The organism is Shinella oryzae (assembly GCF_023038235.1).
Classification (GTDB): domain Bacteria; phylum Pseudomonadota; class Alphaproteobacteria; order Rhizobiales; family Rhizobiaceae; genus Shinella; species Shinella sumterensis.
In genome coordinates, this window is sequence record NZ_CP081987.1 from 661,184 (window position 1) to 681,632 (window position 20,449).

The following is a 20,449-nucleotide window of genomic DNA, read 5'->3' on the forward strand; positions in this document are numbered from 1 at the left end:
CTCAGAAATACCCTTCGCGTTTCTTCTTTTCCATGGAGCCGGACTGGTCGCGGTCGATCGCGCGGCCCTGGCGTTCGGAGACGGTGGCCGTCTCCAGCTCGGCGATGATGTCGTCGAGCGTGGCGGCGTTGGAGCGGATGGCACCGGTCAGCGGGAAGCAGCCGAGCGTGCGGAAGCGGATGACGCCCTCCTGGCGGACTTCGCCGGGCAGCAGCTCCAGGCGCGGATCCTCGGCCATGATCATCATGCCGTCGCGCTCCACGAAGGGGCGCTTCTTCGCGAAATAGAGCGGCACGATCGGGATATCCTCGGCCTGGATGTAGCGCCAGATGTCGACTTCGGTCCAGTTGGAAAGCGGGAAGGCGCGCACGCTCTCGCCCTGTCGGATCATGCCGTTATAGATGTTCCACAGTTCCGGGCGCTGGTTGCGCGGGTCCCAGCGGTGGTCGGGCGTGCGGAACGAGTAGATGCGCTCCTTGGCGCGCGAGGCTTCCTCGTCGCGGCGCGCGCCGCCGAACGCCGCGTCGTACTTGCCGGCATCGAGCGCCTGGCGCAGCGACTCGGTCTTCATGATGTCGGTGTAGAGCGCCGAACCATGCGTGAAGGGCGTGACGTTTTCGGCCGCGCCGCGCGGATTGATGTGCTCGATCAGGTCGAGATCGTATTCCTTCACGATGTTGTCGCGGAAGGCGATCATCTCGGCAAACTTCCAGCCCGTGTTGACGTGCAGGAGCGGGAAGGGCACGCGGCCGGGATAGAAGGCCTTGCGCGCCAGATGCAGCAGGACGGAACTGTCCTTGCCGATGGAATAGAGCATGACGGGACGCTCGAATTCGGCAGCGACCTCGCGGAAAATGTGGATCGCCTCGTTTTCCAGCGCCTTGAGGTGCGGATCGAGCGGCGGCTTGGGCGTTGCGTTCTGCTTCGCTTCCGCCTCGTTACGGATGTCGGACATGGAAATTCTAAACTCCGGATGGGGCGCCTTGGGAGGGCGGGTGTCTGTCAGGCGGCGCTCGGGGCCGGGATGGTGGAGGCGGCGGCCTCATGGACGTGCAGGCCGCATTCGCGCTTCTCGTCGTTTTCCCACCACCAGCGGCCGGCGCGCTCGGGCTCGCCGGGCTTGATGGCGCGCGTACAGGGCTCGCAGCCGATCGAGGGATAGCCGCGATTGTGCATCGGATTCACCGGCACGGCGTTGTCGGCGACATAGGCCTTGATGCGGTCGATGTCCCAATCCGCCAGGGGATTGATCTTGATCAGGTTGCGATCGGCGTCGAATTCGGCGAAGGGCGTGTCCGCGCGATTGCCGGACTGGCCGCGGCGCAGGCCGGTGATCCAGAAGGATGCCCCTTCGAGCGCACGCGCAAGCGGCTTCAGCTTGCGCACGCCGCAACAGGCGTGGCGGGCTTCCACGCTCTCGTAGAAGCCGTTGAGGCCGTACTTCGCCGCATAGGCGTCGATATCGTCCTGCGCGGGAACGTAGCGGGCGATGGTGATGCCGTACTGGCCCTCGGTCTCGTCAATGAGATCGACGGTTTCCTTGAAGAGGCGTCCGGTCTCCAGCGTCACGACGTCGATGTCCAGCCGCTCGGTGCCGATGGCCGCCGTGATGACCTGGTCCTCGATGCCGAGGCTGGTGGTGAATACGGCGCGGCCGCCAAGTTCGGCCACGAATGCGAGGCGCCCGGCAAGGTCGAGGCCTGCGAGTTTGTCATTGAGGGCCCGCGCGGTCCCGTTTCCGGTGAGAGCAGTCATTGCGTCCATGCCTTTGCGAAGAGTTGGCGGATTATCGCAGGAGCAGGGACGCCGAGACAGCAAAACAGATTTCTCAAAAGTCGGCGCGGGAGCAAATATCTCTCCATTCGCCAAGAAGAGAAGAAATACTGCCGCACGGCCTCGAAAGACGCTTGTTTCTTTATATTCTACATAAATAGTAGAAAATTATGGTTGCACGAGACTATATTCGGGTTGCAGTGAGCAAGAGGCTGTCACGGTGCGGCTGGCCGCTCGGCGTCGGCCCGCTGGTGTGCCCGGCTCGCGCGGATCGAGTCGGCAATGAAGGCGCGCGACAGGCCGTGGTACAGCGGCTCGGATGAGATGAACCGTGCCGCGATATAACCGAGCATGGAGGCCGCCATCAGTGCGATGACGCTTTCCCGGCTATCCGACATCTCCAGGATGATGACGAAAGCCGTCATCGGCGCCTGTACCACGCCGGCGAAATAGCCCGCCATGCCGACAAGCGCCCCCAGCGAAATGCTCGCGCCCAGCAAGGTCGCAACGGTACTGCCGAAACCGGCGCCGACGGAGAGCGAGGGAGCGAAAATGCCGCCTGGAATACCCGACATCATGGAAATGAAGGTGGCGGCGAGCTTCTCAAGAAAGAAGAAGGGCGAGGGGGCCGTGCCTTCCACGGCTGCGCGTGCCTGCTCGTAGCCCGTGCCGAAGGTCGCACCGGAAGACAGGATGCCGAGCAGCGCGATGGCAAGCCCGCTTGCGCCGGCCAGCATCAGCATGCGGCGGCGGACATCAGGCTGCGCCCAGCGCTTGATGCGCCGCGCCCCGCGTAGCGCTGCCGTGCTGAAGATCGCCCCGATCAGGCCTCCGCCGATGCCGCAGATCACGACCATCCACCAGTCGGAGGCGTGCAGGGTGGTGGAGGGCGCGCCACCGAAATAGGTATAGTTGCCGTTGAGGCCGAGTGCGGCGATGCCGGCAAGGATCACCGCGGTCAACACCGCGCCATTGGTGCGCGATTCGTAGCTGCGGCTCATTTCCTCGATCGCGAAGACGATACCGGCCAGCGGCGTGTTGAACGCTGCAGCAATTCCGGCCGCCGAACCGGCGAGGATCAGGCCCCGGGCCTGCTCGACGCCGCCCCACCGCGCCGCCTGCAGCATGATCGAGGCGCCGACTTGGACGGTCGGGCCCTCGCGCCCGATGGAAGCGCCCGACAGGAGGCCGGTGATGGTCAGCACGATCTTGCCGACGGCGAGTTTGAGATTGAGCAGCCGCGCGCGGTCTTCGCGATCATGCAGATGCCGCGCGGCGATCGCCTGCGGAATGCCGCTGCCCTGCGCGTTCGGAAAGAACTGCATGGCCAGCCAGGCGCAAAACACGAAGCCGAGCGGCGTGATGACGAGCGGCAGCAGGAAGGTCCATTCCCCGGCCGTGCGCGCGGTGCTGAACAGATGTTGCGCGAGATCGGCAAGCCGTGCAAATCCGACGCTGACGGCTCCGATGGCCAGCGCGCCCAGCCAGAACACGAGGCGCATGCGCCAGACCTGATAGGACCCCCACATCGCGCGGCCGCGGCGCAGGAGTTTCGACTTGCTGTAATATCGCGACATGGCGGCACACTGTCACGTTCGTCACGCAGGCGACAAGACGCGGGAACGAATTTTCCCGCATCCAGCCTGCCAACGAGGCGGGCTTTACCGATCGCTCACGGCCGCGCGGGGATTGACCCAGGGCTCCTGGTTGGAGCGGGCAAGCGGTTGGCGGCCGAGGATGTGGTCGGCGGCCTTCTCGCCGGTCATGATTGAGGGCGCGTTGAGGTTGCCGTAGGTCACATGCGGGAAGATCGACGAGTCGGCGACGCGCAGGCCATCGACGCCGATGACGCGGGTCTGCGGGTCGACCACCGCCATCGGATCGTCGGCCGCGCCCATGCGGCAGGTGCCGCAGGGATGGTAGGCGCTTTCCAGATGTTCGCGCAGGAAGGCGTCGATCTGCTCGTCGGTCTCGACGGCCGCGCCCGGCTGGATCTCCGGGCCGCGGAACTCGTCGAAGGCCTTCTGGCCAAAGATCTCGCGCGTCAGGCGCACGCAGTGGCGGAACTTGATCCAGTCTTCCTCGTGGCTCATGTAGTTGAACCGGATGACGGGATCGGCCATCGGGTCGGCGGACCTGAGCGTCACGTTGCCGCGCGATTTCGACAGGTTGTAGCCGACATGCACCTGGAAGCCGTGGCTCTTGGCCGCCGCCTTGCCGTCGTAGGAGATGGCGACAGGCAGGAAGTGATACTGGATGTCCGGCTGCTTCAGCCCCGGCGTGGAACGCAGGAAGGCGCAGGCCTCGAACTGGTTGGAGGCGCCGAGCCCGCCCTTGGACAGCAGCCACTGTGCGCCCGCCACGCCCTGCCAGAACCACGGCAGCCAGGAATAGAGCGAGACCGGCTTGGTGGAAATCTGCTGGAAATAGAACTCCATATGGTCCTGCAGATTGGCGCCGACGCCCGGGCGGTCGACCTTCACCTCGATCCCCATGTCCTTCAGGTGCTGCGCCGGGCCGATGCCGGACAGCATGAGCAGCTTGGGCGAGTTGAAGGAGGAGGCCGAGACGATGACCTCCCTGTTGGCCCGCACCACCTCGACGACGCCGTTGCGCTCGATCTCGACGCCCACGGCCCGGCCGTTCTCGATGACGATCTTGCGCGCGAAGCATCGGACCAGCGACACGTTCGGCCGCTTCATGGCGGGCCGCAGATAGGCATTGGCCGCAGACCAGCGCCGGCCGTTGTGGATGGTCTGCTCCATCAGGCCGAAGCCTTCCTGCTTGGAGCCGTTGTAATCCTCGGTCATCTCGAAGCCGGCCTGCTGGCCCGCCTGGATGAAGGCATGGAACAGCGGGTTCGTCATGGGGCCGCGCTGCACGTGCAGCGGCCCGTCGGTGCCGCGCCAGCCGGCCTCGCCGCCATGGGAGGTCTCCAGGCGCTTGTAGTAGGGCAGCACGTCCGCATAGGCCCAGCCCTGCGCGCCGAGCTCTTCCCAGCGGTTGAAGTCCTCCGCATGGCCGCGCACATAGACGAGGCCGTTGATGGAGGACGAGCCGCCCATCACCTTGCCGCGCGGCGCGGTGATGCGTCGGTTGTTCAGGTTCGGCTCGGGCTCGGAGAGATAACCCCAGTTGTAGCGCTTCATGCTCATCGGCCACGCCAGCGCCGCCGGCATCTGGATGAACGGCCCGATATCCGAGCCGCCATATTCCAGCACCATGACTGTATGCTTGCCGTCTTCCGAAAGCCGGTAGGCAATGGCCGAACCGGCCGAGCCGGACCCGATGATGATATAGTCTGCGTTCTGCATGGTTGAGCCCCTAGAATTCTTGCGTTCGGCAGGCCCCCTCATCCGGCTACCGCCACCTTCTCCCCATGGGGAGAAGGTATTGTTGCGCCGCTTTCGTCCCCTCTCTCCATGGGAGAAGGTGCCCGAAGGGCGCATGAGGGGGGATCTGCTATCTCAATACGGCGCCTCTACCTTGCCCATCGACACGTAGACCGTCTTCAGCTCCGAATAGTGTTCCAGCGCGGCGAGCGAGTTCTCGCGGCCGAAGCCGGATTGTTTGGAGCCGCCGAAGGGGATTTCCACCGGGGCGAGGTTGTAGGTGTTGATCCACAGCGTGCCGGCTTCCAACTGGTCGACGACGCGGTGGGCGCGGGTGATGTCGGACGTGAAGACGCCGCCGGACAGGCCGAATTCCGTGGCATTGCCGCGTTCGATCACCTCGTCTTCATGATCGAAATCGAGCACGCACATGACCGGCCCGAAGATTTCCTCGCGCGCGATTGTCATGTCGTCGGTGACGTCGGCGAAGACGGTCGGCTGAATATAGGTGCCTTCGGCCGAAACATCGTTCGGAATGCCGCCGCCGGTGATGAGCGTCGCGCCCTCGGCCTTGCCCTTTTCGATATAGTCCAGAACCTTGTCGCGCTGCGCCTTCGAGACCATCGGGCCGAGCTGGGTTGCCTCGTCCAGGGGATCGCCGATGACGATCTTTTCCGTACGTTCTTTCAGGCGGGAGAGGAACCTGTCCTTGATGCCCTTCTGCACGAAGACGCGCGTGCCGTTCGAGCAGACCTGGCCGGTGGAATAGAAGTTGCCGAGCATTGCGCCGCCGATGGCGCTTTCGAGGTCGGCATCGTCGAAGACGATGAGCGGCGACTTGCCGCCGAGCTCCATCGTCACATGCTTGAGGTCGGAGGCGGCCGCGCCGGCAACCTTTTTGCCCGTCGGCACGGAGCCGGTCAGCGAGACCTTGGCGACATCAGGGTGGTTGACGAGCAGCGGCCCCGTCGAGCGGTCGCCCTGGATGACGTTGTAGAGACCCTTCGGCAGGCCGGCCTCGATGAGGATTTCCGCGATCTTCAGCGCACCGAGCGGGGTGTTTTCCGAGGGCTTGAAGACCATGCCATTGCCGCAGACGAGTGCGGGCGCACCCTTCCAGCAGGCGATCTGCTGGGGATAGTTCCAGGCACCGATGCCCACGCACACGCCGAGCGGCACGCGCTTGGTGAAGGCGAAATCCTGGCCGAGCGGGATGTAATCCCCGTTCAGGCCCGCCGCCGCGATGCCGCCGAAGAATTCGAAGGCGTCCGCCCCGGAGGTCGGATCGGCGATGATGGTTTCCTGGATCGGCTTGCCGGTGTCGAGCGTTTCCAGTTCGGAAAGCTCGCGGTTGCGTTCCCGCATGATCTCGGCGGCGCGCTTGAGGACGCGGCCGCGCGCCGTCGGGCTCATCGCCGCCCATTCCTTCTGCGCCCGCTTGGCGGATGCGATGGCCTTCTCCACAATCGCCGGCGTTGCGGCATGCAGCTTCGCGATCACCTCGCCGGTGGCGGGGTAGATGCTGTCGAACGGCGTGCCGGCGGCATCCTCAATGTACTCGCCATCGATGAAGTGCGATGCTTTTGGTTGGGCTCTCATCTCATTCTCCCCGCGGGTAGCGTTTGGATTCCTCGAGATTGTCGAGGTTCATGTGGTTGCGCATGTAGCGCTCGGATGCCTTTTGCAGCGGCTGGTGATCCCAGGGATAATAGCTGCCGTTGCGCAGCGCCTCGTAGACCACCCAGCGCCGCGCCTGGCTTTCGCGCACGGCAGCATCGAAGGCGGCCATGTCCCAGCGTGCCTCGCGCATCTGCCGGAAGGCATCGAGCGTCGCCTTGACGACGCTGTCCTCCGATATCGCGAGGTTGTTGAGTTCGTGCGGATCGGCGTCCAGATCGTAGAGCTGTTCGGGATCGAGTTCGCAGTGAATGTACTTCCACTTGCCCTCGCGGATGCCGACGATGGGCGCATAGGAGGCTTCGGCGGCATATTCCATCAGCACGGGCGTCGTGCGCTCCGCGCCGTTGATGACGGGCAGCAGGCTCTCGCCGTCCGTCCACGGCATCACCGCGTCCATGGAAATGCCGGCGAGGTCGCAGAGCGTCGGCGTCACGTCGAGATTCGAGGAGGGGGCAAGATGCAGGCCGGGCGCCACGCCGGGACCCGATATCATCAGCGGCACGCGCGCGGAGCCCTCGAAGAAGTTCATCTTGAACCACAGGCCGCGCTCGCCCAGCATGTCGCCATGGTCCGAGCAGAACAGGATCAGGGTGCGGTCCAGCATGCGCGTGCGCGTCAGCGTATCGACGAGTTCGCCCACCTTCTCGTCGAGATAGGAGATGTTGGCGAAATAGGCCTGGCGCGAACGGCGCACATGCTCGCCGGTGATGGCGAACTTGGCATAGTCGCAGGAATGCAGGATGCGGGCGGAATGCGGGTCCTGTTCGTCCAGCATGCCGACGTCGGGCAGCAGGTGCTCGCAATCCTCGTAGAGGTCCCAGAATTTCTTGCGCGCCACATAGGGATCGTGCGGATGGGTGAAGGAGACGGTCAGGCACCAGGGACGCCGCGCCTCGTCGTCGTTTTCGCGCGAGAGCTGGTAGAGCTTCTGGTTGGCGAGGAAGGCGACCTCGTCGTCATATTCCATCTGGTTGGTGATCTCGGCCACGCCCGCGCCCGTCACCGAACCCATATTGTGATACCACCAGTCGATGCGCTCGCCCGGCTTGCGGTAGTCCGGCGTCCAGCCGAAATCGGCGGGATAGATGTCCGTCGTCAGACGCTCCTCGAAACCGTGCAGCTGGTCCGGCCCCACGAAATGCATCTTGCCCGACAGCGCCGTGTAATAGCCGGCGCGGCGCAGGTGATGCGCGAAGGTCGGGATGGAGGAGATGTATTCGGCCGCATTGTCATAGACCTGCGTGCGGCTCGGCAGCTGGCCGGCCATGAAGGAGGCGCGGGCAGGGGCGCAGAGCGGCGAGGAGGTGTAGTTGTTACGGAACCGCGCGGAACGCGCGGCAAGCGCCTTCATGTGCGGCGCATGCAGCCAGTCCGCCGGACCATCCGGAAACAGCGTCCCGTTGAGCTGATCGACCATGATGATCAGGATATTCGGTTTGGCGGTCACGGGTGAATCCTTGGAATGGCGGTGTCGGTGTGTGGGGTCTGTCCGGATACTTTCATCGCGCCGCCTCGCAAGCCCGAAGCTGCGCGTCCACATAACTCTCCGTCAGCGCGATGGAGGATTCGATGCTGACGGGCGCGGAGCCAAGGCCCTGCCGGAGGTAGAGCCCGTCGATCATCGCCGCCGCGCCGTCGGCGATGGCGGCGGCTTCCTGTGGGGCGCACAGCCGCTTCAGGCTGGACAGCAGGTTGGAATTCAGCCGCCGCGCATAGACGACGAGGAGGCGCCGCAACTCTTCCGACCGTTGCGCCTCGGTGTAGAAGGCAAGCCACGCCGCAACCGTCTCGGGCGCGAACTGGTGCGCCTGGAAATTGACGCGGATGACGGCCGAAATCCTGTCGCGCGGCGTCGCGGCCTGCCGAAGCCCTGCCACGGCGTCCTCGCGCAGCGTGCGCAGCAGGCTGCGGATCGTCTCGATGACCAGCTGTTCCTTGGAGCCGAAATAGTGATGCGCAAGCGCCGGCGACACGCCGGCATGACGGGCGATCTCCGACATGCTGACGGTGAGCGAGCCATGGTCGCCGACCGCCCGCAACGTGGCGTCCACCAGCGCCTTGCGGCGTAACGGCTCCATTCCGATCTTGGGCATTGCGGTCTCCTGACGTTCATCAAGAATATTTTTAATTGATCGATCAATCAATAAAAAAGTTAGAGCCGTTCGCACCGCAATCAGATGTCGTGACGTGATCGTTTTTCGTGCTAGGGTCGGGCGTTCTCATCCATTCTTCGAGGTGCATCATGGTCCTCTCCCCTGGAATGAACCCCCTCTCCGAAGTGCGCGCGAAATGGGGCTGGTTCGTCGCCCTCGGCGTCGTCCTGCTCGTCTTCGGCGGCATCGCCGCGGCCAATCTCTTCATCGCCACCGTCGCCTCCGTCTATTATGTCGGCATGCTGATGATCGTCGGCGGCGCGGTGCATCTGGCCCATGCGTTCCAGGTGAAGGCATGGCGCGAGACGATCGCCTGGGCGCTCAGTGCGCTGCTCTATCTCGCCGCCGGCGTGCTCGCCTTCGTCAATCCCATCCTGACATCGGCGGTGCTGACGCTGCTGATGGCGGCGGCGCTGCTGGTGGCGGGCCTCTTCCGCATCTTCGCGGCATTTCGCGTGCGGCCGGAAAGCGGCTGGGGCTGGCTGCTGGCCGGCGGTATCGTCACGGCGCTGGCCGGCATCGTGTTCTTCCTCGGCTGGCCGGTCAACAGCCTCTGGCTGCTCGGCCTGTTCCTCGCCTTCGATCTCGCCATGCAGGGCTGGGCGCTCATCGCCTTCGGCCTCGCGCTGCGCAAGTAGGCACCCGACGACCGCCCGCCGTCCGGAATGGCGCGGCGGGCGGCGTTTGACACGCCGGGACGCAAAGCCTAGAAATTCCGGCGTGGGATGGGGATGGCGTTCCCCGACAACCGCCGACGATCGGCTGATAGCGCCTGCCGGACCGGCCGACGATGGCCGTCATGGGCGGGCGCATGTCTTGCGACCGCCCGAGGGCGGTTTTTTGTTGTCCGGATGTCGAAACAGCGGACCATGAGGCAGCACGCATGAACTATCTGATCGTCTTTCTCGGCGCGGGGCTTGGCGGCGCGGGCCGGCATGGGGTGAATGTGCTGGCCGCGCGGCTGGTCGGCACGGCCTTTCCCGCCGGCACGCTCGTCATCAACGTGCTCGGCTGCCTGCTCATGGGCCTGATCGCCGGTGCCTTCGCCTTGCGTGTGAACCTGCCGCAGGAGGCGCGGCTGTTCCTGACCACGGGCATTCTCGGCGGCTTCACCACCTTCTCCGCCTTTTCGCTCGATGCGGCCCTGCTCTGGCAGCGCGGGGAGGCGGGTCTGGCAGCACTTTATGTCGGCGCATCGGTCATTTTTTCGCTGCTCGCCGTCGCCGCCGGCCTTGCGCTGGCGCGCCTCATGCTCGCAGGAGGTGCATTGTGAAGGCGATGCTGGCGTCGTGGCAGGTCTGGGCGCTCGGTTCGGCGGTGTTTGCGGCACTGACGGCGATCTTCGCCAAGATCGGCATATCGGAGGTCAATTCGGACTTCGCCACCTTCGTGCGCACCGTCGTCATCCTGCTGGCCATCGCGATGATGCTGACGCTTGCCGGCAACTGGCAGGCGCCCGGCACGGTGCCGGTGAAGAGCTGGATCTTCCTCGTTCTCTCGGGTTTGGCGACCGGCGCATCCTGGCTTTGCTATTTCCGCGCGTTGCAGATCGGCAAGGCCGCGCAGGTCGCGCCCGTCGACAAGCTCTCCGTCGTGCTCGTCGCCGTCTTCGCCGTTCTCTTCCTCGGCGAGCAGCTTTCGACCGCCCACTGGATCGCGGTGGTGATGATTGGCGGTGGCGCGTTGCTGCTGGCTTTTCCCATATGACGTTTTTCTTTTTCAACCCTTTGTAGTCGTTGAAGTTTCATCGAACTGTCACACTATGGAAACGGTTTTTTCAGGGATCGGGCGAGAGACTTCGGTGCAGTGTCAAAGCCCCGGAGCCCACCATGTCCGCCGCCGAACTGCTAGCCCTTCGTCGCTTTGGCGATGGTGAGATCGTCACCCTCGCCAAGCTGGTGATCGAAACGGCATTCCAGCCGATCGTCGAGGCCGCGACCGGCTCGGTCTTCGGCTACGAATCCCTGATGCGCGGCTTCGATCGCCTCGGCTTCCAGTCGCCGCTCGATCTCATCGACCGGGCGCACGAGGCCGGCCAGCTCATGGCGCTGGAGCACATGGTCAACAGCCGGGCGATCGCCGCCTTCGCCGCACTGCCGGATTTCCGCGCCCGTACGCTGTTCGTCAATCTCGATTCCCGCCTCGTGTCGGAGGGATCCGTCCTTGTCGATCGCCTGGCCGGCCATCTGCAGCGCGCCGGCATTCCGGCGTCGTCGATCTGCTTTGAAATCTCCGAACGCTTCGACAACGATACCCTGCCGGACTTCGCCGATCTCGTGCGCAAGCTGCGCCTTGCCGGCTTCAAGCTCGCCATCGACGATTTCGGCGTGGGCCATAACGGCCTGAAACTGCTGTGCGATCACCCGGTGGATTATCTCAAGATCGACCGGCATTTCATTTCCGGCATGGAAGCCGATGCGCGCAAGCGCCATCTCGTGCGCCACACCGTCAATGCCGCCCATGTGCTGGGCACCCGCGTCATCGCGGAAGGCGTGGAGACCGAGGCGGAGTTCATCGCCTGCCGCGACGCCGGCTGCGATCTCGTGCAGGGCTGGTTCATCTCGCGGCCGGTGACCGACTTTTCGGCGCTGAGCCCGGTCTATCCGCAGGTCGACCGCGCCGGCGGCATCCGCCGCAACTCCCGCACGCTCGACAGCATCCTCATCCGCCGCGAGATCGAGCATGTCGCGGTGCTGCGCGAGAATGAAAGCCTGGAAGCCGTCTTCGAGTTTTTCCGGCGCGATCCAAAGCGCACCTTCTTCCCCGTGCTGAACGCCAATGACGAGCCGCGCGGCATCGTGCACGAATATCATGTCAAGGAGCTGAGCTATCATCCCTTCGGCCGCGATCTCCTGAAGAACAAGCTCTACCAGAAGGGCCTCTCGCACTTCGTCACGACGGCGCCGATTGCCGATCTCGACACGCCGGCCGAACAGCTGCTCGACGTGTTCACCGGCATGGGCGGCAACGAATGCGTCATCCTGACAGAGCGCATGCGCTATGCCGGCATCCTCTCGGCATCGTCGCTCATCAAGATCATCAACGAGAAGCGCCTGAAGACGGCGGAAGACCAGAACCCGCTGACCGGGTTGCCGGGCAATCGCTCGATCCGCGATTACCTTCAGGACAAGGCGCTCGACGGCGACCAGCTGCGCTGCCTGTGCTACTTCGACTTCGACAATTTCAAGCCGTTCAACGATCACTACGGCTTCCACAAGGGCGATACGGCGCTCTCCCTCTTCGCCTCGCTGCTGCGCCGTGAATTCGTCGGCGACGATGCCTTCATCGGCCATGTCGGCGGCGACGATTTCTTCGCCGGCGTTTCCGGCCGGCCCGTCGCGGACGTGCGCATCATCCTGGAGCGCCTGCTTGCCGATTTCAGCCGCGAGGTGCGCCTGTGCTATTCGCCGGAAGACCAGCTCGCCGGCGAAATCCGCGGCCATGACCGCGCGGGCCAGGCGGCGCGGTTTCCGCTCATGCGCTGCTCGGCCGTCGTGCTCGTCGTGCCTGAAGGCGAGATCATCAGCGATGCCGGGCAGATCAGCAGCCGGATCGCCATGCTGAAAGCCGATGCCAAGGCGAGCGCCGCGGGGCTCGTGCTGGCGTCGACATCCGCCCATGGCGAGCCCCTGGCCGGGCCTTGAGGTCAGGGCTTTACTGAAGCTCTGCGAAAACATGCGCAAACCGGGCCAAGCGATTCAAAGGATTCACGCTTTCGGCTAGAATCGCTGCAACAAGGAAGACAGCGAAAACGACCGGGAGGTTTCCATGCCCCATCCAAGTTCCATGCTCCATGTCGGCCTGAATGGCTTCGGCGGGCCGGAGGCCATGACCGTGACGGAAGGCCCGGTGCCGCAGCCCAAGGACGGCGAAATCCTCGTGCGCGTCGCGGCGGCCGGCATCAACCGGCCGGACGTGCTCCAGCGCAAGGGCGAATACCCGCCGCCGCCGGATGCAAGCCCCATCCTCGGCCTGGAGATCGCCGGCGAGGTCGTGGCGGTCGGCAAGGACGTGACGGGTTACGCGCCGGGTGACATGGTCTGCGCGCTCGCCAATGGCGGCGGCTACGCGCAATATTGCGCGGTGCCCGCCGGCCAGGCCCTGCCGTTCCCGAAAGGCTACGATGCGGTCAAGGCCGCGGCGCTGCCGGAGACCTTCTTCACCGTCTGGGCAAACCTCTTCATGATGGCCGGGCTGAAGGAAGGCGAGAGCGTGCTCATCCACGGCGGCTCCAGCGGCATCGGCACGACGGCGATCCAGCTCGCATCCGCGCTTGGCGCGCGCGTCTTCGCGACGGCCGGATCTGCCGAAAAATGCGAGGCCTGTGTTGGCCTCGGCGCAAGCCGCGCCATCAACTATCGCGAAGAGGATTTCGTCGCGGTTATCGCGCAGGAGACGGGCAACGCCGGCGTCGACGTCGTTCTCGACATGATCGGTGCCGCCTATTTCGAGCGGAACCTGAAGTCGCTCGCCCGCGACGGTCGCCTGTCGATGATCGCGTTCCTGGGCGGCGCCGTGGCCGAAAAGGTCAACCTCGTGCCCATCATGACGCGCCGCCTGCATGTCACCGGCTCGGCCATGCGGCCGCGCACGGCGGCGGAAAAGCAGGAGATCCGCGATGCGCTCCTGGCCACGGCCTGGCCGCTTCTGGAGGCCGGGCGCGTCGCCCCGGTCATCCATGCCGTCATGCCGTTCGACAAGGTTGGGGACGCGCACCGGATGATGGAAGAGGGCGATCACATCGGCAAGATCGTGCTGACCTTCTGACGGTTACGATTGTGCCCGCTCGATGCGGTCGCGGCCCAGATGCTTGGCGCGGTAGAGCGCCCGGTCGGCGCGCTCGAACAGGTCGTCGGCCGCGTTGCCGCAATATTCGGCGACGCCCGCCGACATCGTATAGGTGCAGTCGAGGCCGGGCTGCGGCTCCTCGCGCGGCAGGTGGCGGCGCAGCCGCTCCATTGCGGCCGTCGCCTCGCCGAGGCTCGTGTCGGGCATCAGCACCAGGAATTCCTCGCCGCCCACGCGGGCGAGAATGTCGCCGCCGCGCAGGTGCTGCCGGCCGGTGGCCGCGAAATGGCGCAGCACGTCGTCGCCGCGCGCATGGCCGTAGCGGTCGTTGATCGACTTGAAATGATCGAGATCGATGAGCGCGAGCGACAGCGCCGTGCAATTGTGGAAGGCGTGCTGCATGGCGGCATCCAGCCGCTCCATCGCCGCGCGGCGGTTGAAGAGGCCCGTCAGCGGGTCCGTATCCGCCGCATGCCGCGCCGCCTCATGCGCGCGCTGCAGCACCTGCTCGTGCGATTTCAGCAGCGTGATATCCGTGAAGACATGCCACAGCCAGCCGCCCGGAAGCAGCGTCTCGTCCGCCTGAAGCCAGCGCTCGTCGCTGGTCTCGATCTCGAAGACACGTTGCGGGCAACTGCGCCGCTTCAGCCGGGCCATGGCCAGAAAATCCTCGATCGGGGCCTCCATTTTCGGACCGACCCGCTCCAGATGACAGTGGCGCATGATGTCGGCGAAGGTGCGCGCCTCGGGCTGCACGTCGAACAGCAGCTTGAAGGCGGTCGAGCCGTAGGACAGTTCGTCATCCGGCGAAAACAGTGCGAAGGCGACGCCGGAGGCCTCCAGCCCGGAGAGGATCAGGCCCGTCGTCGTGCTGTCACGCAGCAGGGACGGCGGAAGTATCGTCTCCAGCGGCATCTCGCCATGCTCGATCCATCCTTGCCGGCTGTTTTCGCTCATCTTTTCCTCCAGCGACAGAATCGCCACCCGCCGGCGACGATAGCGGCGCTTTGCACCGGAAGCGAGCAATGTCGTGATTGCGCCGCGCATTTGTCGTTAATACGCTATTAACTTGAACCTCTTCTGGCCCATTCCGGCACGGAAACCGCTCAGATGCCGATGCGGCCGATGGCGGGGATCTTGATGGCCGGGCGCATCAGGTCGACGCCCGCGACGAGGCCCATGATGTGCAGTTCCAGGCCGCTGCGCAGGCCGGCGGAAACCCCGAACAGGCCGTAGAGCGTGGCGTGAACGTCCCTGCCGTCGGCGTCGAGCGCGAACAACTTCCCCTCGGGCAGGTAGTCGCGGCCCACGGCGTCCGGCGGCAGCACCACGCCGAGTTCCGGCACGGAGCGCAGCACATGCGCGACGAAGGTGTTGGAGTTCGGCCCCGGCCAGATGCGATAGGCGCCCGGCGTCGCATAGGGATAGTCGGCGATGGCCTTCTCGATCTTGGGGATCAGCCGCGCGGCCTCGTCGCCGCTGACGGACACCACGACGCGCGGCGTGTTGGAATACCAGTAGGCATCGGGCGCATAGCCGTTCTTGCGCACCGGCGTGCCCCAGCCGACCTTGTCGTAGCGGTTGTAGCCGGCCGCGTTCGCCTCCTTGGTGACGATCCAGGCGTGGCTGGCGACCGCACCCTTCATGCCGCCCGTGGCAGCGGAGAAGATGTGGATCGTCGCCTGCGGCGTGTCCTTCGCGGCGGGCAGGATGCCGGCGGATTTCCAGTTGGCCTCGCGCCAGCTGTGCGGCCGGTCCTTGATGTACCAGTAGCCTGCCGAGGCGAGCGCCGGCATGAGATAGATGACCAGGAACAGGACCAGGACGTTCCTCAGAAGTTTCATGCGGGGCATCTCCGAAAATCGCGTGTGCGCAACCGTGTTTTCGGATAATACCGCACCGGAAACCGGAAATTTGAGGGCATCATCATGGCAAACCCCGTCCTTGTCGAAGTCACGCGCGGCAATCTTGTCGAAAGCCGCCATCGCGGCATGGTCGTCGTGGTCGACGGCGATGGCAAGGTGGTGTTTTCGCAGGGCGATGTCGAGGCCGGTGTCTTCCCGCGTTCGGCCTGCAAGGCCATGCAGGCGCTGCCGCTCATCGAGAGCGGTGCGGCCGATGCCCATGCCTTCGGCAACCAGGAACTGGCGCTCGCCTGCTCCTCGCATAACGGCGAGGCCGCCCATGCGCGCCTTGCCGGCACGATGCTGGCGGCGGCCGGCGTGGATGAAAGCGTGCTGGAATGCGGTGCGCACTGGTCCTTCGAGCAGCCCGTGCTGATCAACCAGGCGCGCCTGCTCGATCGCCCGAGCGCCCTGCACAACAACTGCTCGGGCAAACATGCCGGCTTCGTCTGCGCCGCCTGCCACACCGGCAAGGACCTCGAAGGCTATGTGCGCTACGAACATCCGGTGCAGGCCGAGATCCGCGGCGTCATGGAAAGCCTGACGGGGGCCGCACTCGCGGTCGACAACTGCGGCGTCGATGGCTGCTCCATCCCCACCTATGCCGTGCCGCTGAAGAGCCTCGCGCATGGCTTCGCGAAGATGGCGACGGGCACGGGCCTCGCGCCCGAACGCGCCAGGGCCTCGCGCCGGCTGATCGAGGCCTGCATGGCCGAACCCTTCTTCGTCGCCGGCACGGGCCGCGCCTGCACGCGCCTCATGGAAACCGCGCCCGGCCGCATCTTCGCCAAGACGGGCGCCGAGGGCGTGTTCTGCGCCGCCATTCCCGAACAGGGCATCGCGATTGCGCTGAAATGCGAGGACGGCACGACGCGCGCCGCCGAAAGCATGGTCGCCGCCACGCTCGCCCGCTTCTTCACCGAAGAGCCCGATATCCACGCCGCGCTGATGGCGCAGGCCAATCGCTCCATGTCGAACTGGAACCGCATCCATGTCGGCGACATCCGCGTGACGGACGCGCTGGTCGCCTGATCAGGCCTCGATGACCTCGACGCCTATATCGCGATAGGGCGTCAGCACGTCAGAAGACAGACCGGCCGGCACGATGAGGCCGCTGGCCGCAGCGAGCGGCATGATCTTCCACGGCGAGGCGAGGCCGAGTTTTTCCCGGGTCAGCAGCACGAAGGTCGCGGCCGCGTTTTCCGCGACGCTGCGCTTCGTCGCGGCTTCCTCCATATCGCCGGTGGTGAGGCCGTGGCTCGGATGGGCTGCGGTGACGCCCATGAAATAGAGATCCGCCTTCAGGCCGCGAATGGTCTCGAGCGCCTGTGCCCCCATTGCCACCATCGAATGTTTGTAGAGCCGGCCGCCGACGAGCACGACATCCGCGCTCGGGTGGCGTTCGAGCTCGCAGGCGATGGTCGGGCTGTGCGTGACCACCGTGAAGGCGAAACTGCGGGGCAGGGCGCGGGCGAGTGCCGCGGTCGTCGTGCCGCCATCGAGAAAGATCACCTGTCCCGGTTCGATCATCGCGGCCGCCCGGGCGCCGAGCGCGGCCTTCTCGTCTGTCGAAAGCGATTGGCGGGCCGCAAAATCCGGCAGCGGCGGCGAGAGTGGCAGCGCTCCGCCATGCACCCGCTTCAGCAGGCCTTCCGCCGCCATGTCCCGCAGGTCCCGCCTGATCGTGTCCTCCGAGAGGTCCAACTCCGTGGCAAGCGTCTTGGCGATGATCTCGCCGTCTCGGTTCAGCCTCTCGACGATCATGGCCCTTCGCTGGCTTGTCAGCATGTTCACGCTCCGTCTTGACTCTGCATGAAATTACACGAATATTCATGAAATATCCAGAAATTTCCGGATATTTCATGCATTATTGTAAGGAGTACGACATGCTGATCCTGATCGCGGGCCCCTATCGCTCGGGCACGGGAGACGACCCGCAAAAAATGGCGGAGAACCTGGAGCGACTGGAGGCGCCGTCCTATGCGCTGTTCAAGGCGGGGCATGTGCCGATGATCGGCGAATGGGTGGCGCTGCCCGTCTGGCATGCGGCAGGCGGCGAAACGATCGGTGATGCGTTGCACGACGAGATATTCTATCCCGTGGCCCATCGACTGCTTGAACTGTGCGAAGGTGTTCTGCGCTTGCCAGGCGCCTCGAAGGGGGCGGATAACGATGTGCGCATCGCGCAGGAGCGCGGCATCCCGGTCTGGTACCGGCTGGAGGACGTGCCGGGCTGCGCTGCCGCATAAATTAATGCAGCCGCATGTCGGGAATGGGCCCGCCGTCACGTCCTTGTGGCATGACGGGGTGATCGCGCCCCGCCGCGCAACCAACAAGGAGGACATCCATGCGCATGATCTTCGTCAACCTGCCCGTCAAGGACCTGGCCGCCACGCGCCGTTTCTTCGGCGCGCTCGGCTTTTCCTTCAACGAACAGTACAGCGACGACACGGCCATCTGCATGGTCGTCGACGAGAACATCTACGTCATGCACCTGACGGAGGAGAAGTTCGCGCAGTTCGTGACTGGCAAGGTCGGCGACCCTGAAAAGCAGACGCAGGTCCTGACCTGCCTTTCGGCCTCCAGCCGGCAGGAGGTCGATGATCTCAAGGCCAAGGCGCTCGCCGCCGGCGGCCGCGAATGGAAGCCCAACATGGAGTTCGGTTCGATGTACGGCTGCTCCTTCCAGGATATCAGCGGCAATGTCTGGGAAATCATGTACATGGACCAGACCGGCGGCTGAGTCCGCATAGTTGACAGCAAAAAGGCCTGCGCCGGAAACGACGCAGGCCTTTTCATATTCGCTTATCAGGCCGGGCGTCTGTCGAAGCCGTCCGCCTTGTCGCGCGGCCGAAACAGGCCGAAGGGCAGGTCGCCCAAGGCGCGGCCGTCCATCGCGCTGATATCGGGATGGGACAGCGGGTCGCGCGCCCAGACAGGCGTGTCCGACCCGTCGGCATCGGGCCTGAACATATCCGCCAGCCTGGAGAAAATCTTGAACATTGCCTTCTCCTCGCGATGCGTTACCATTGATGATGGCTGATAATCGCGCCGCAACGCCAAAGCTGCAATCGAGTAGTTCGGGACAAGATTATAGAAAATCTATATGAAGAACCTCAACCAGGTGCATCTGAACGGCCTGCGGGCGCTTGAAGCGGTGGGGCGGCTCGGCTCGCTTCAGGCGGCAGCCGATGAGCTTGGCGTCACCGTCGGCGCCGTCAGCCAGCAGGTCATCAGGGCAGAGGAACAGCTGGGCCGCCCGATCTTCGACCGCACCGCGCGCGGGCTGCGCGAGACGGCGTTTGGCGGACCGTTTCTGGCCACGTTGTCGGCGGGCTTTCGCCAGTTGTCCGAAGCGGTCGCCACCACGCGGCGCAGCGACGATGCGATCCTGACCATTTCCGTCGCGCCGATCTTCGCCTCCCGCTGGCTCATCCACCGGATCGACCGCTTCGCCGCCCTTCATCCCGATATCAGCCTGCGCATCGAGGCGACGACCATGCTGGTGGATCTCGCCCGTTCCGATGTCGACCTGTGCATTCGCGTCGGGCCGGGCGGCTGGCCGGATGTGAAGACGGAGTATTTCCTGCCGCAGGTGCTGTTTCCCGTCTGCGCGCCGGCGCTGGCGGAGAAGATCAGGACGCCGAAGGACCTTTCAAAGCAACCGGCCGTCGTCGATGGCAACGAGGCCTTCACCTGGGAGCGCTGGCTGGAGGCCGCGGGCCTCGACGTGCCGCCGCCCCGGGCGCGGCATGTCTTTTCCGATGCGTCGCTCTGCCTCGATGCCGCCATGGCGGGGCAGGGGGTGCTGCTCGCCTTTCCCGTCCTCGCCTCCTGGGCGCTGCGCGAGGGGCGGCTGGTCGCGCCGTTCCCCATCCGGGTGGAAACCGGCATGGGCTACTATTTCGTGACCGCCCCGGGCGTGCCGGAGCCGCGCAAGGTCACCGTCTTCAAGCAATGGCTGCGTGCCGCCATGGCGGAGGACGCGGACGGCTTTTCCGGCGCCGTCATTCCAGCTCGCCGCTCCGCGTCTCCATCATCGCCTTGAAGGCCGGCCGCGCCTGGCAGCGCGCGAGCCATGCCTTCACATTCGGTGCGGCGTCGAACAGCGCCGGCTGGCCCATCGCATAGCGGAAGACCTCCGCAAGGTTGAGGTCCGCCACGGTGAAGCGGTCGCCGACGACGTGGCCCGTCGCGGCAAGATGCTGATCGAGCCTCTTGAAGCCGCGCGCCAGCGCTTCCGAGGCCTTGGCGATCACGCTGCGGCCTTCCTCGCTGTCCTGAATGCCGGTATCGAAGGCCAGCACGATCTTCACCGCATGCGGCTCCACTTCCGTCGCCGCCCACATCGTCCATTGCAGCATCTCGGCCTCTTCGGTCACGGTCTGGCCGGAGAGCGGGCCGCCATGCTTGCGAGCGAGATAGAGATTGATGGCGAGCGATTCCGTCATGACGAAACCGCCGTCGTCGATGCACGGAATGAGGCCGGTCGGATTGACGGAAAGGAAGTCCGGCGACTTGGTGTTGAGCGGCGCATCCGCCGCATAGGGCTCTGCGACACGCCGCGCCTGCATGACGGGGACGGAGACGAAGGGCAGGCCGAGTTCGCCGGCGAGCCAGTAGTTGCGCGAGGCGCGCGAGCGGTAGACGCCGTAGATGGTCAGCATGGGCCCTCCTGGTAACGTTGGTTTGCGCGAGAACGAGGCGTTCCCTTCGCCGCCGTCTGGAACGATGATGCGGCGATATCGATCCTGCCGCACCATAGGCGAGGGGCGGGTGCCGGAGTAGCGTGCGGGCCTGATCGATCCATGAATTGTGG

At 65.1% G+C, this 20,449-nt stretch carries 21 protein-coding genes and 1 riboswitch; of the genes, 9 read left to right on the forward strand and 12 right to left on the reverse strand.

The window, feature by feature from the left end; all coding sequences use genetic code 11:
- Window position 1: 1 nt before the first annotated feature.
- The 7 genes from cysD to betI all read right to left on the reverse strand — a co-directional run bounded on the left by cysD (window position 2) and on the right by betI (window position 8,878).
- Complete coding sequence (gene cysD, locus K6301_RS03240) at window positions 2-955, reverse strand: sulfate adenylyltransferase subunit CysD (protein ID WP_247219264.1); 954 nt, start codon at window positions 953-955, stop codon at window positions 2-4.
- Between the two features lie 47 nt (window positions 956-1,002).
- The gene (locus tag K6301_RS03245; RefSeq protein ID WP_247219266.1) at window positions 1,003-1,755 is read right to left on the reverse strand and encodes a phosphoadenylyl-sulfate reductase; all 753 of its coding nucleotides are present in this window, start codon (window positions 1,753-1,755) and stop codon (window positions 1,003-1,005) included.
- 233 nt (window positions 1,756-1,988) lie between these two features.
- Window positions 1,989-3,350 carry a chloride channel protein gene (locus K6301_RS03250; protein WP_247219268.1) on the reverse strand — a complete coding sequence of 454 codons (1,362 nt, stop codon included), beginning with the start codon at window positions 3,348-3,350 and terminating at the stop codon, window positions 1,989-1,991.
- Window positions 3,351-3,434: 84 nt separating this feature from the next.
- The gene (gene betA / locus K6301_RS03255) at window positions 3,435-5,087 is read right to left on the reverse strand and encodes a choline dehydrogenase (RefSeq protein WP_247219270.1); all 1,653 of its coding nucleotides are present in this window, start codon (window positions 5,085-5,087) and stop codon (window positions 3,435-3,437) included.
- Window positions 5,088-5,240: 153 nt separating this feature from the next.
- Window positions 5,241-6,704: a betaine-aldehyde dehydrogenase gene (betB, locus tag K6301_RS03260; protein ID WP_247219272.1), complete on the reverse strand. Its 1,464-nt coding sequence runs from the start codon at window positions 6,702-6,704 to the stop codon at window positions 5,241-5,243.
- A gap of 1 nt (window position 6,705) precedes the next feature.
- A complete protein-coding gene (betC, locus tag K6301_RS03265; protein ID WP_281505877.1) occupies window positions 6,706-8,232 on the reverse strand; it encodes a choline-sulfatase in 1,527 nt (508 codons plus the stop codon).
- A gap of 52 nt (window positions 8,233-8,284) precedes the next feature.
- A complete protein-coding gene (gene betI / locus K6301_RS03270; protein WP_247219275.1) occupies window positions 8,285-8,878 on the reverse strand; it encodes a transcriptional regulator BetI in 594 nt (197 codons plus the stop codon).
- A gap of 149 nt (window positions 8,879-9,027) precedes the next feature.
- Between betI and K6301_RS03275 the strand changes: the two genes are divergently transcribed.
- The 5 genes from K6301_RS03275 (at window position 9,028) to K6301_RS03295 (ending at window position 13,705) form a co-directional block, all read left to right on the forward strand.
- Entirely contained in the window at window positions 9,028-9,576 is a 549-nt protein-coding gene (locus K6301_RS03275) for an HdeD family acid-resistance protein (protein WP_134651746.1), read from the forward strand.
- Between the two features lie 80 nt (window positions 9,577-9,656).
- Window positions 9,657-9,720, forward strand: a riboswitch (Fluoride riboswitch).
- A gap of 101 nt (window positions 9,721-9,821) precedes the next feature.
- Window positions 9,822-10,211: a fluoride efflux transporter CrcB gene (gene crcB, locus K6301_RS03280; RefSeq protein WP_247219277.1), complete on the forward strand. Its 390-nt coding sequence runs from the start codon at window positions 9,822-9,824 to the stop codon at window positions 10,209-10,211.
- A complete protein-coding gene (locus K6301_RS03285; protein ID WP_247219279.1) occupies window positions 10,208-10,645 on the forward strand; it encodes an EamA family transporter in 438 nt (145 codons plus the stop codon). The genes crcB and K6301_RS03285 overlap by 4 nt, the downstream gene beginning before the upstream one ends.
- 122 nt (window positions 10,646-10,767) lie before the next feature.
- Window positions 10,768-12,582 (forward strand): bifunctional diguanylate cyclase/phosphodiesterase, encoded by a 1,815-nt coding sequence (locus tag K6301_RS03290; protein WP_247219281.1) that lies wholly within the window; start codon window positions 10,768-10,770, stop codon window positions 12,580-12,582.
- Window positions 12,583-12,706: 124 nt separating this feature from the next.
- Window positions 12,707-13,705: an NAD(P)H-quinone oxidoreductase gene (locus K6301_RS03295; protein WP_247219283.1), complete on the forward strand. Its 999-nt coding sequence runs from the start codon at window positions 12,707-12,709 to the stop codon at window positions 13,703-13,705.
- Window positions 13,706-13,708: 3 nt separating this feature from the next.
- On the opposite strand, the gene K6301_RS03300 is transcribed toward K6301_RS03295, so the two are convergent.
- Complete coding sequence (locus K6301_RS03300) at window positions 13,709-14,683, reverse strand: sensor domain-containing diguanylate cyclase (protein WP_247219285.1); 975 nt, start codon at window positions 14,681-14,683, stop codon at window positions 13,709-13,711.
- Window positions 14,684-14,832: 149 nt separating this feature from the next.
- A complete protein-coding gene (locus K6301_RS03305; RefSeq protein WP_247219286.1) occupies window positions 14,833-15,570 on the reverse strand; it encodes a DUF3750 domain-containing protein in 738 nt (245 codons plus the stop codon).
- 84 nt (window positions 15,571-15,654) lie between these two features.
- Between K6301_RS03305 and K6301_RS03310 the strand changes: the two genes are divergently transcribed.
- Window positions 15,655-16,662 (forward strand): asparaginase, encoded by a 1,008-nt coding sequence (locus tag K6301_RS03310; RefSeq protein ID WP_247219288.1) that lies wholly within the window; start codon window positions 15,655-15,657, stop codon window positions 16,660-16,662.
- On the opposite strand, the gene K6301_RS03315 is transcribed toward K6301_RS03310, so the two are convergent.
- A complete protein-coding gene (locus tag K6301_RS03315; protein ID WP_247219290.1) occupies window positions 16,663-17,418 on the reverse strand; it encodes a DeoR/GlpR family DNA-binding transcription regulator in 756 nt (251 codons plus the stop codon). It lies immediately after the preceding gene.
- 98 nt (window positions 17,419-17,516) lie between these two features.
- Here K6301_RS03315 and K6301_RS03320 point away from each other — a divergent pair, with 98 nt between their 5' ends.
- Window positions 17,517-17,879 carry a DUF4406 domain-containing protein gene (locus tag K6301_RS03320; protein WP_247219293.1) on the forward strand — a complete coding sequence of 121 codons (363 nt, stop codon included), beginning with the start codon at window positions 17,517-17,519 and terminating at the stop codon, window positions 17,877-17,879.
- 98 nt (window positions 17,880-17,977) lie between these two features.
- Entirely contained in the window at window positions 17,978-18,373 is a 396-nt protein-coding gene (locus K6301_RS03325; protein WP_247219295.1) for a VOC family protein, read from the forward strand.
- Window positions 18,374-18,438: 65 nt separating this feature from the next.
- On the opposite strand, the gene K6301_RS03330 is transcribed toward K6301_RS03325, so the two are convergent.
- Complete coding sequence (locus tag K6301_RS03330; RefSeq protein WP_247219297.1) at window positions 18,439-18,633, reverse strand: hypothetical protein; 195 nt, start codon at window positions 18,631-18,633, stop codon at window positions 18,439-18,441.
- Window positions 18,634-18,736: 103 nt separating this feature from the next.
- On the opposite strand from K6301_RS03330, the gene K6301_RS03335 reads away from it, so the two are divergent.
- Window positions 18,737-19,678, forward strand: a complete 942-nt coding sequence (locus K6301_RS03335) for a LysR substrate-binding domain-containing protein (protein ID WP_134651722.1) — start codon at window positions 18,737-18,739, stop codon at window positions 19,676-19,678.
- Here the strand turns inward: K6301_RS03335 and K6301_RS03340 are convergent.
- Window positions 19,638-20,297 carry a glutathione S-transferase family protein gene (locus tag K6301_RS03340; RefSeq protein ID WP_247219299.1) on the reverse strand — a complete coding sequence of 220 codons (660 nt, stop codon included), beginning with the start codon at window positions 20,295-20,297 and terminating at the stop codon, window positions 19,638-19,640. The two genes, K6301_RS03335 and K6301_RS03340, sit on opposite strands and share 41 nt — an antisense overlap.
- Window positions 20,298-20,449: the final 152 nt, after the last annotated feature.

What these genes read in the sequence shown, in the direction of transcription:
- K6301_RS03310 (WP_247219288.1), top strand. Translation starts at nt 15,655, where the DNA reads ATGGCAAACCCCGTCCTTGTCGAAGTCACGCGCGGCAATCTTGTCGAA.
- crcB (WP_247219277.1), top strand. Translation starts at nt 9,822, where the DNA reads ATGAACTATCTGATCGTCTTTCTCGGCGCGGGGCTTGGCGGCGCGGGC.
- betA (WP_247219270.1), bottom strand. Translation starts at nt 5,087, where the DNA reads ATGCAGAACGCAGACTATATCATCATCGGGTCCGGCTCGGCCGGTTCG.
- K6301_RS03320 (WP_247219293.1), top strand. Translation starts at nt 17,517, where the DNA reads ATGCTGATCCTGATCGCGGGCCCCTATCGCTCGGGCACGGGAGACGAC.
- betB (WP_247219272.1), bottom strand. Translation starts at nt 6,704, where the DNA reads ATGAGAGCCCAACCAAAAGCATCGCACTTCATCGATGGCGAGTACATT.
- K6301_RS03275 (WP_134651746.1), top strand. Translation starts at nt 9,028, where the DNA reads ATGGTCCTCTCCCCTGGAATGAACCCCCTCTCCGAAGTGCGCGCGAAA.
- K6301_RS03325 (WP_247219295.1), top strand. Translation starts at nt 17,978, where the DNA reads ATGCGCATGATCTTCGTCAACCTGCCCGTCAAGGACCTGGCCGCCACG.
- K6301_RS03300 (WP_247219285.1), bottom strand. Translation starts at nt 14,683, where the DNA reads ATGAGCGAAAACAGCCGGCAAGGATGGATCGAGCATGGCGAGATGCCG.
- K6301_RS03330 (WP_247219297.1), bottom strand. Translation starts at nt 18,633, where the DNA reads ATGTTCAAGATTTTCTCCAGGCTGGCGGATATGTTCAGGCCCGATGCC.
- K6301_RS03305 (WP_247219286.1), bottom strand. Translation starts at nt 15,570, where the DNA reads ATGAAACTTCTGAGGAACGTCCTGGTCCTGTTCCTGGTCATCTATCTC.
- K6301_RS03250 (WP_247219268.1), bottom strand. Translation starts at nt 3,350, where the DNA reads ATGTCGCGATATTACAGCAAGTCGAAACTCCTGCGCCGCGGCCGCGCG.
- K6301_RS03335 (WP_134651722.1), top strand. Translation starts at nt 18,737, where the DNA reads ATGAAGAACCTCAACCAGGTGCATCTGAACGGCCTGCGGGCGCTTGAA.
- cysD (WP_247219264.1), bottom strand. Translation starts at nt 955, where the DNA reads ATGTCCGACATCCGTAACGAGGCGGAAGCGAAGCAGAACGCAACGCCC.
- betI (WP_247219275.1), bottom strand. Translation starts at nt 8,878, where the DNA reads ATGCCCAAGATCGGAATGGAGCCGTTACGCCGCAAGGCGCTGGTGGAC.
- K6301_RS03245 (WP_247219266.1), bottom strand. Translation starts at nt 1,755, where the DNA reads ATGACTGCTCTCACCGGAAACGGGACCGCGCGGGCCCTCAATGACAAA.
- K6301_RS03290 (WP_247219281.1), top strand. Translation starts at nt 10,768, where the DNA reads ATGTCCGCCGCCGAACTGCTAGCCCTTCGTCGCTTTGGCGATGGTGAG.
- K6301_RS03295 (WP_247219283.1), top strand. Translation starts at nt 12,707, where the DNA reads ATGCCCCATCCAAGTTCCATGCTCCATGTCGGCCTGAATGGCTTCGGC.
- K6301_RS03315 (WP_247219290.1), bottom strand. Translation starts at nt 17,418, where the DNA reads ATGCTGACAAGCCAGCGAAGGGCCATGATCGTCGAGAGGCTGAACCGA.
- K6301_RS03340 (WP_247219299.1), bottom strand. Translation starts at nt 20,297, where the DNA reads ATGCTGACCATCTACGGCGTCTACCGCTCGCGCGCCTCGCGCAACTAC.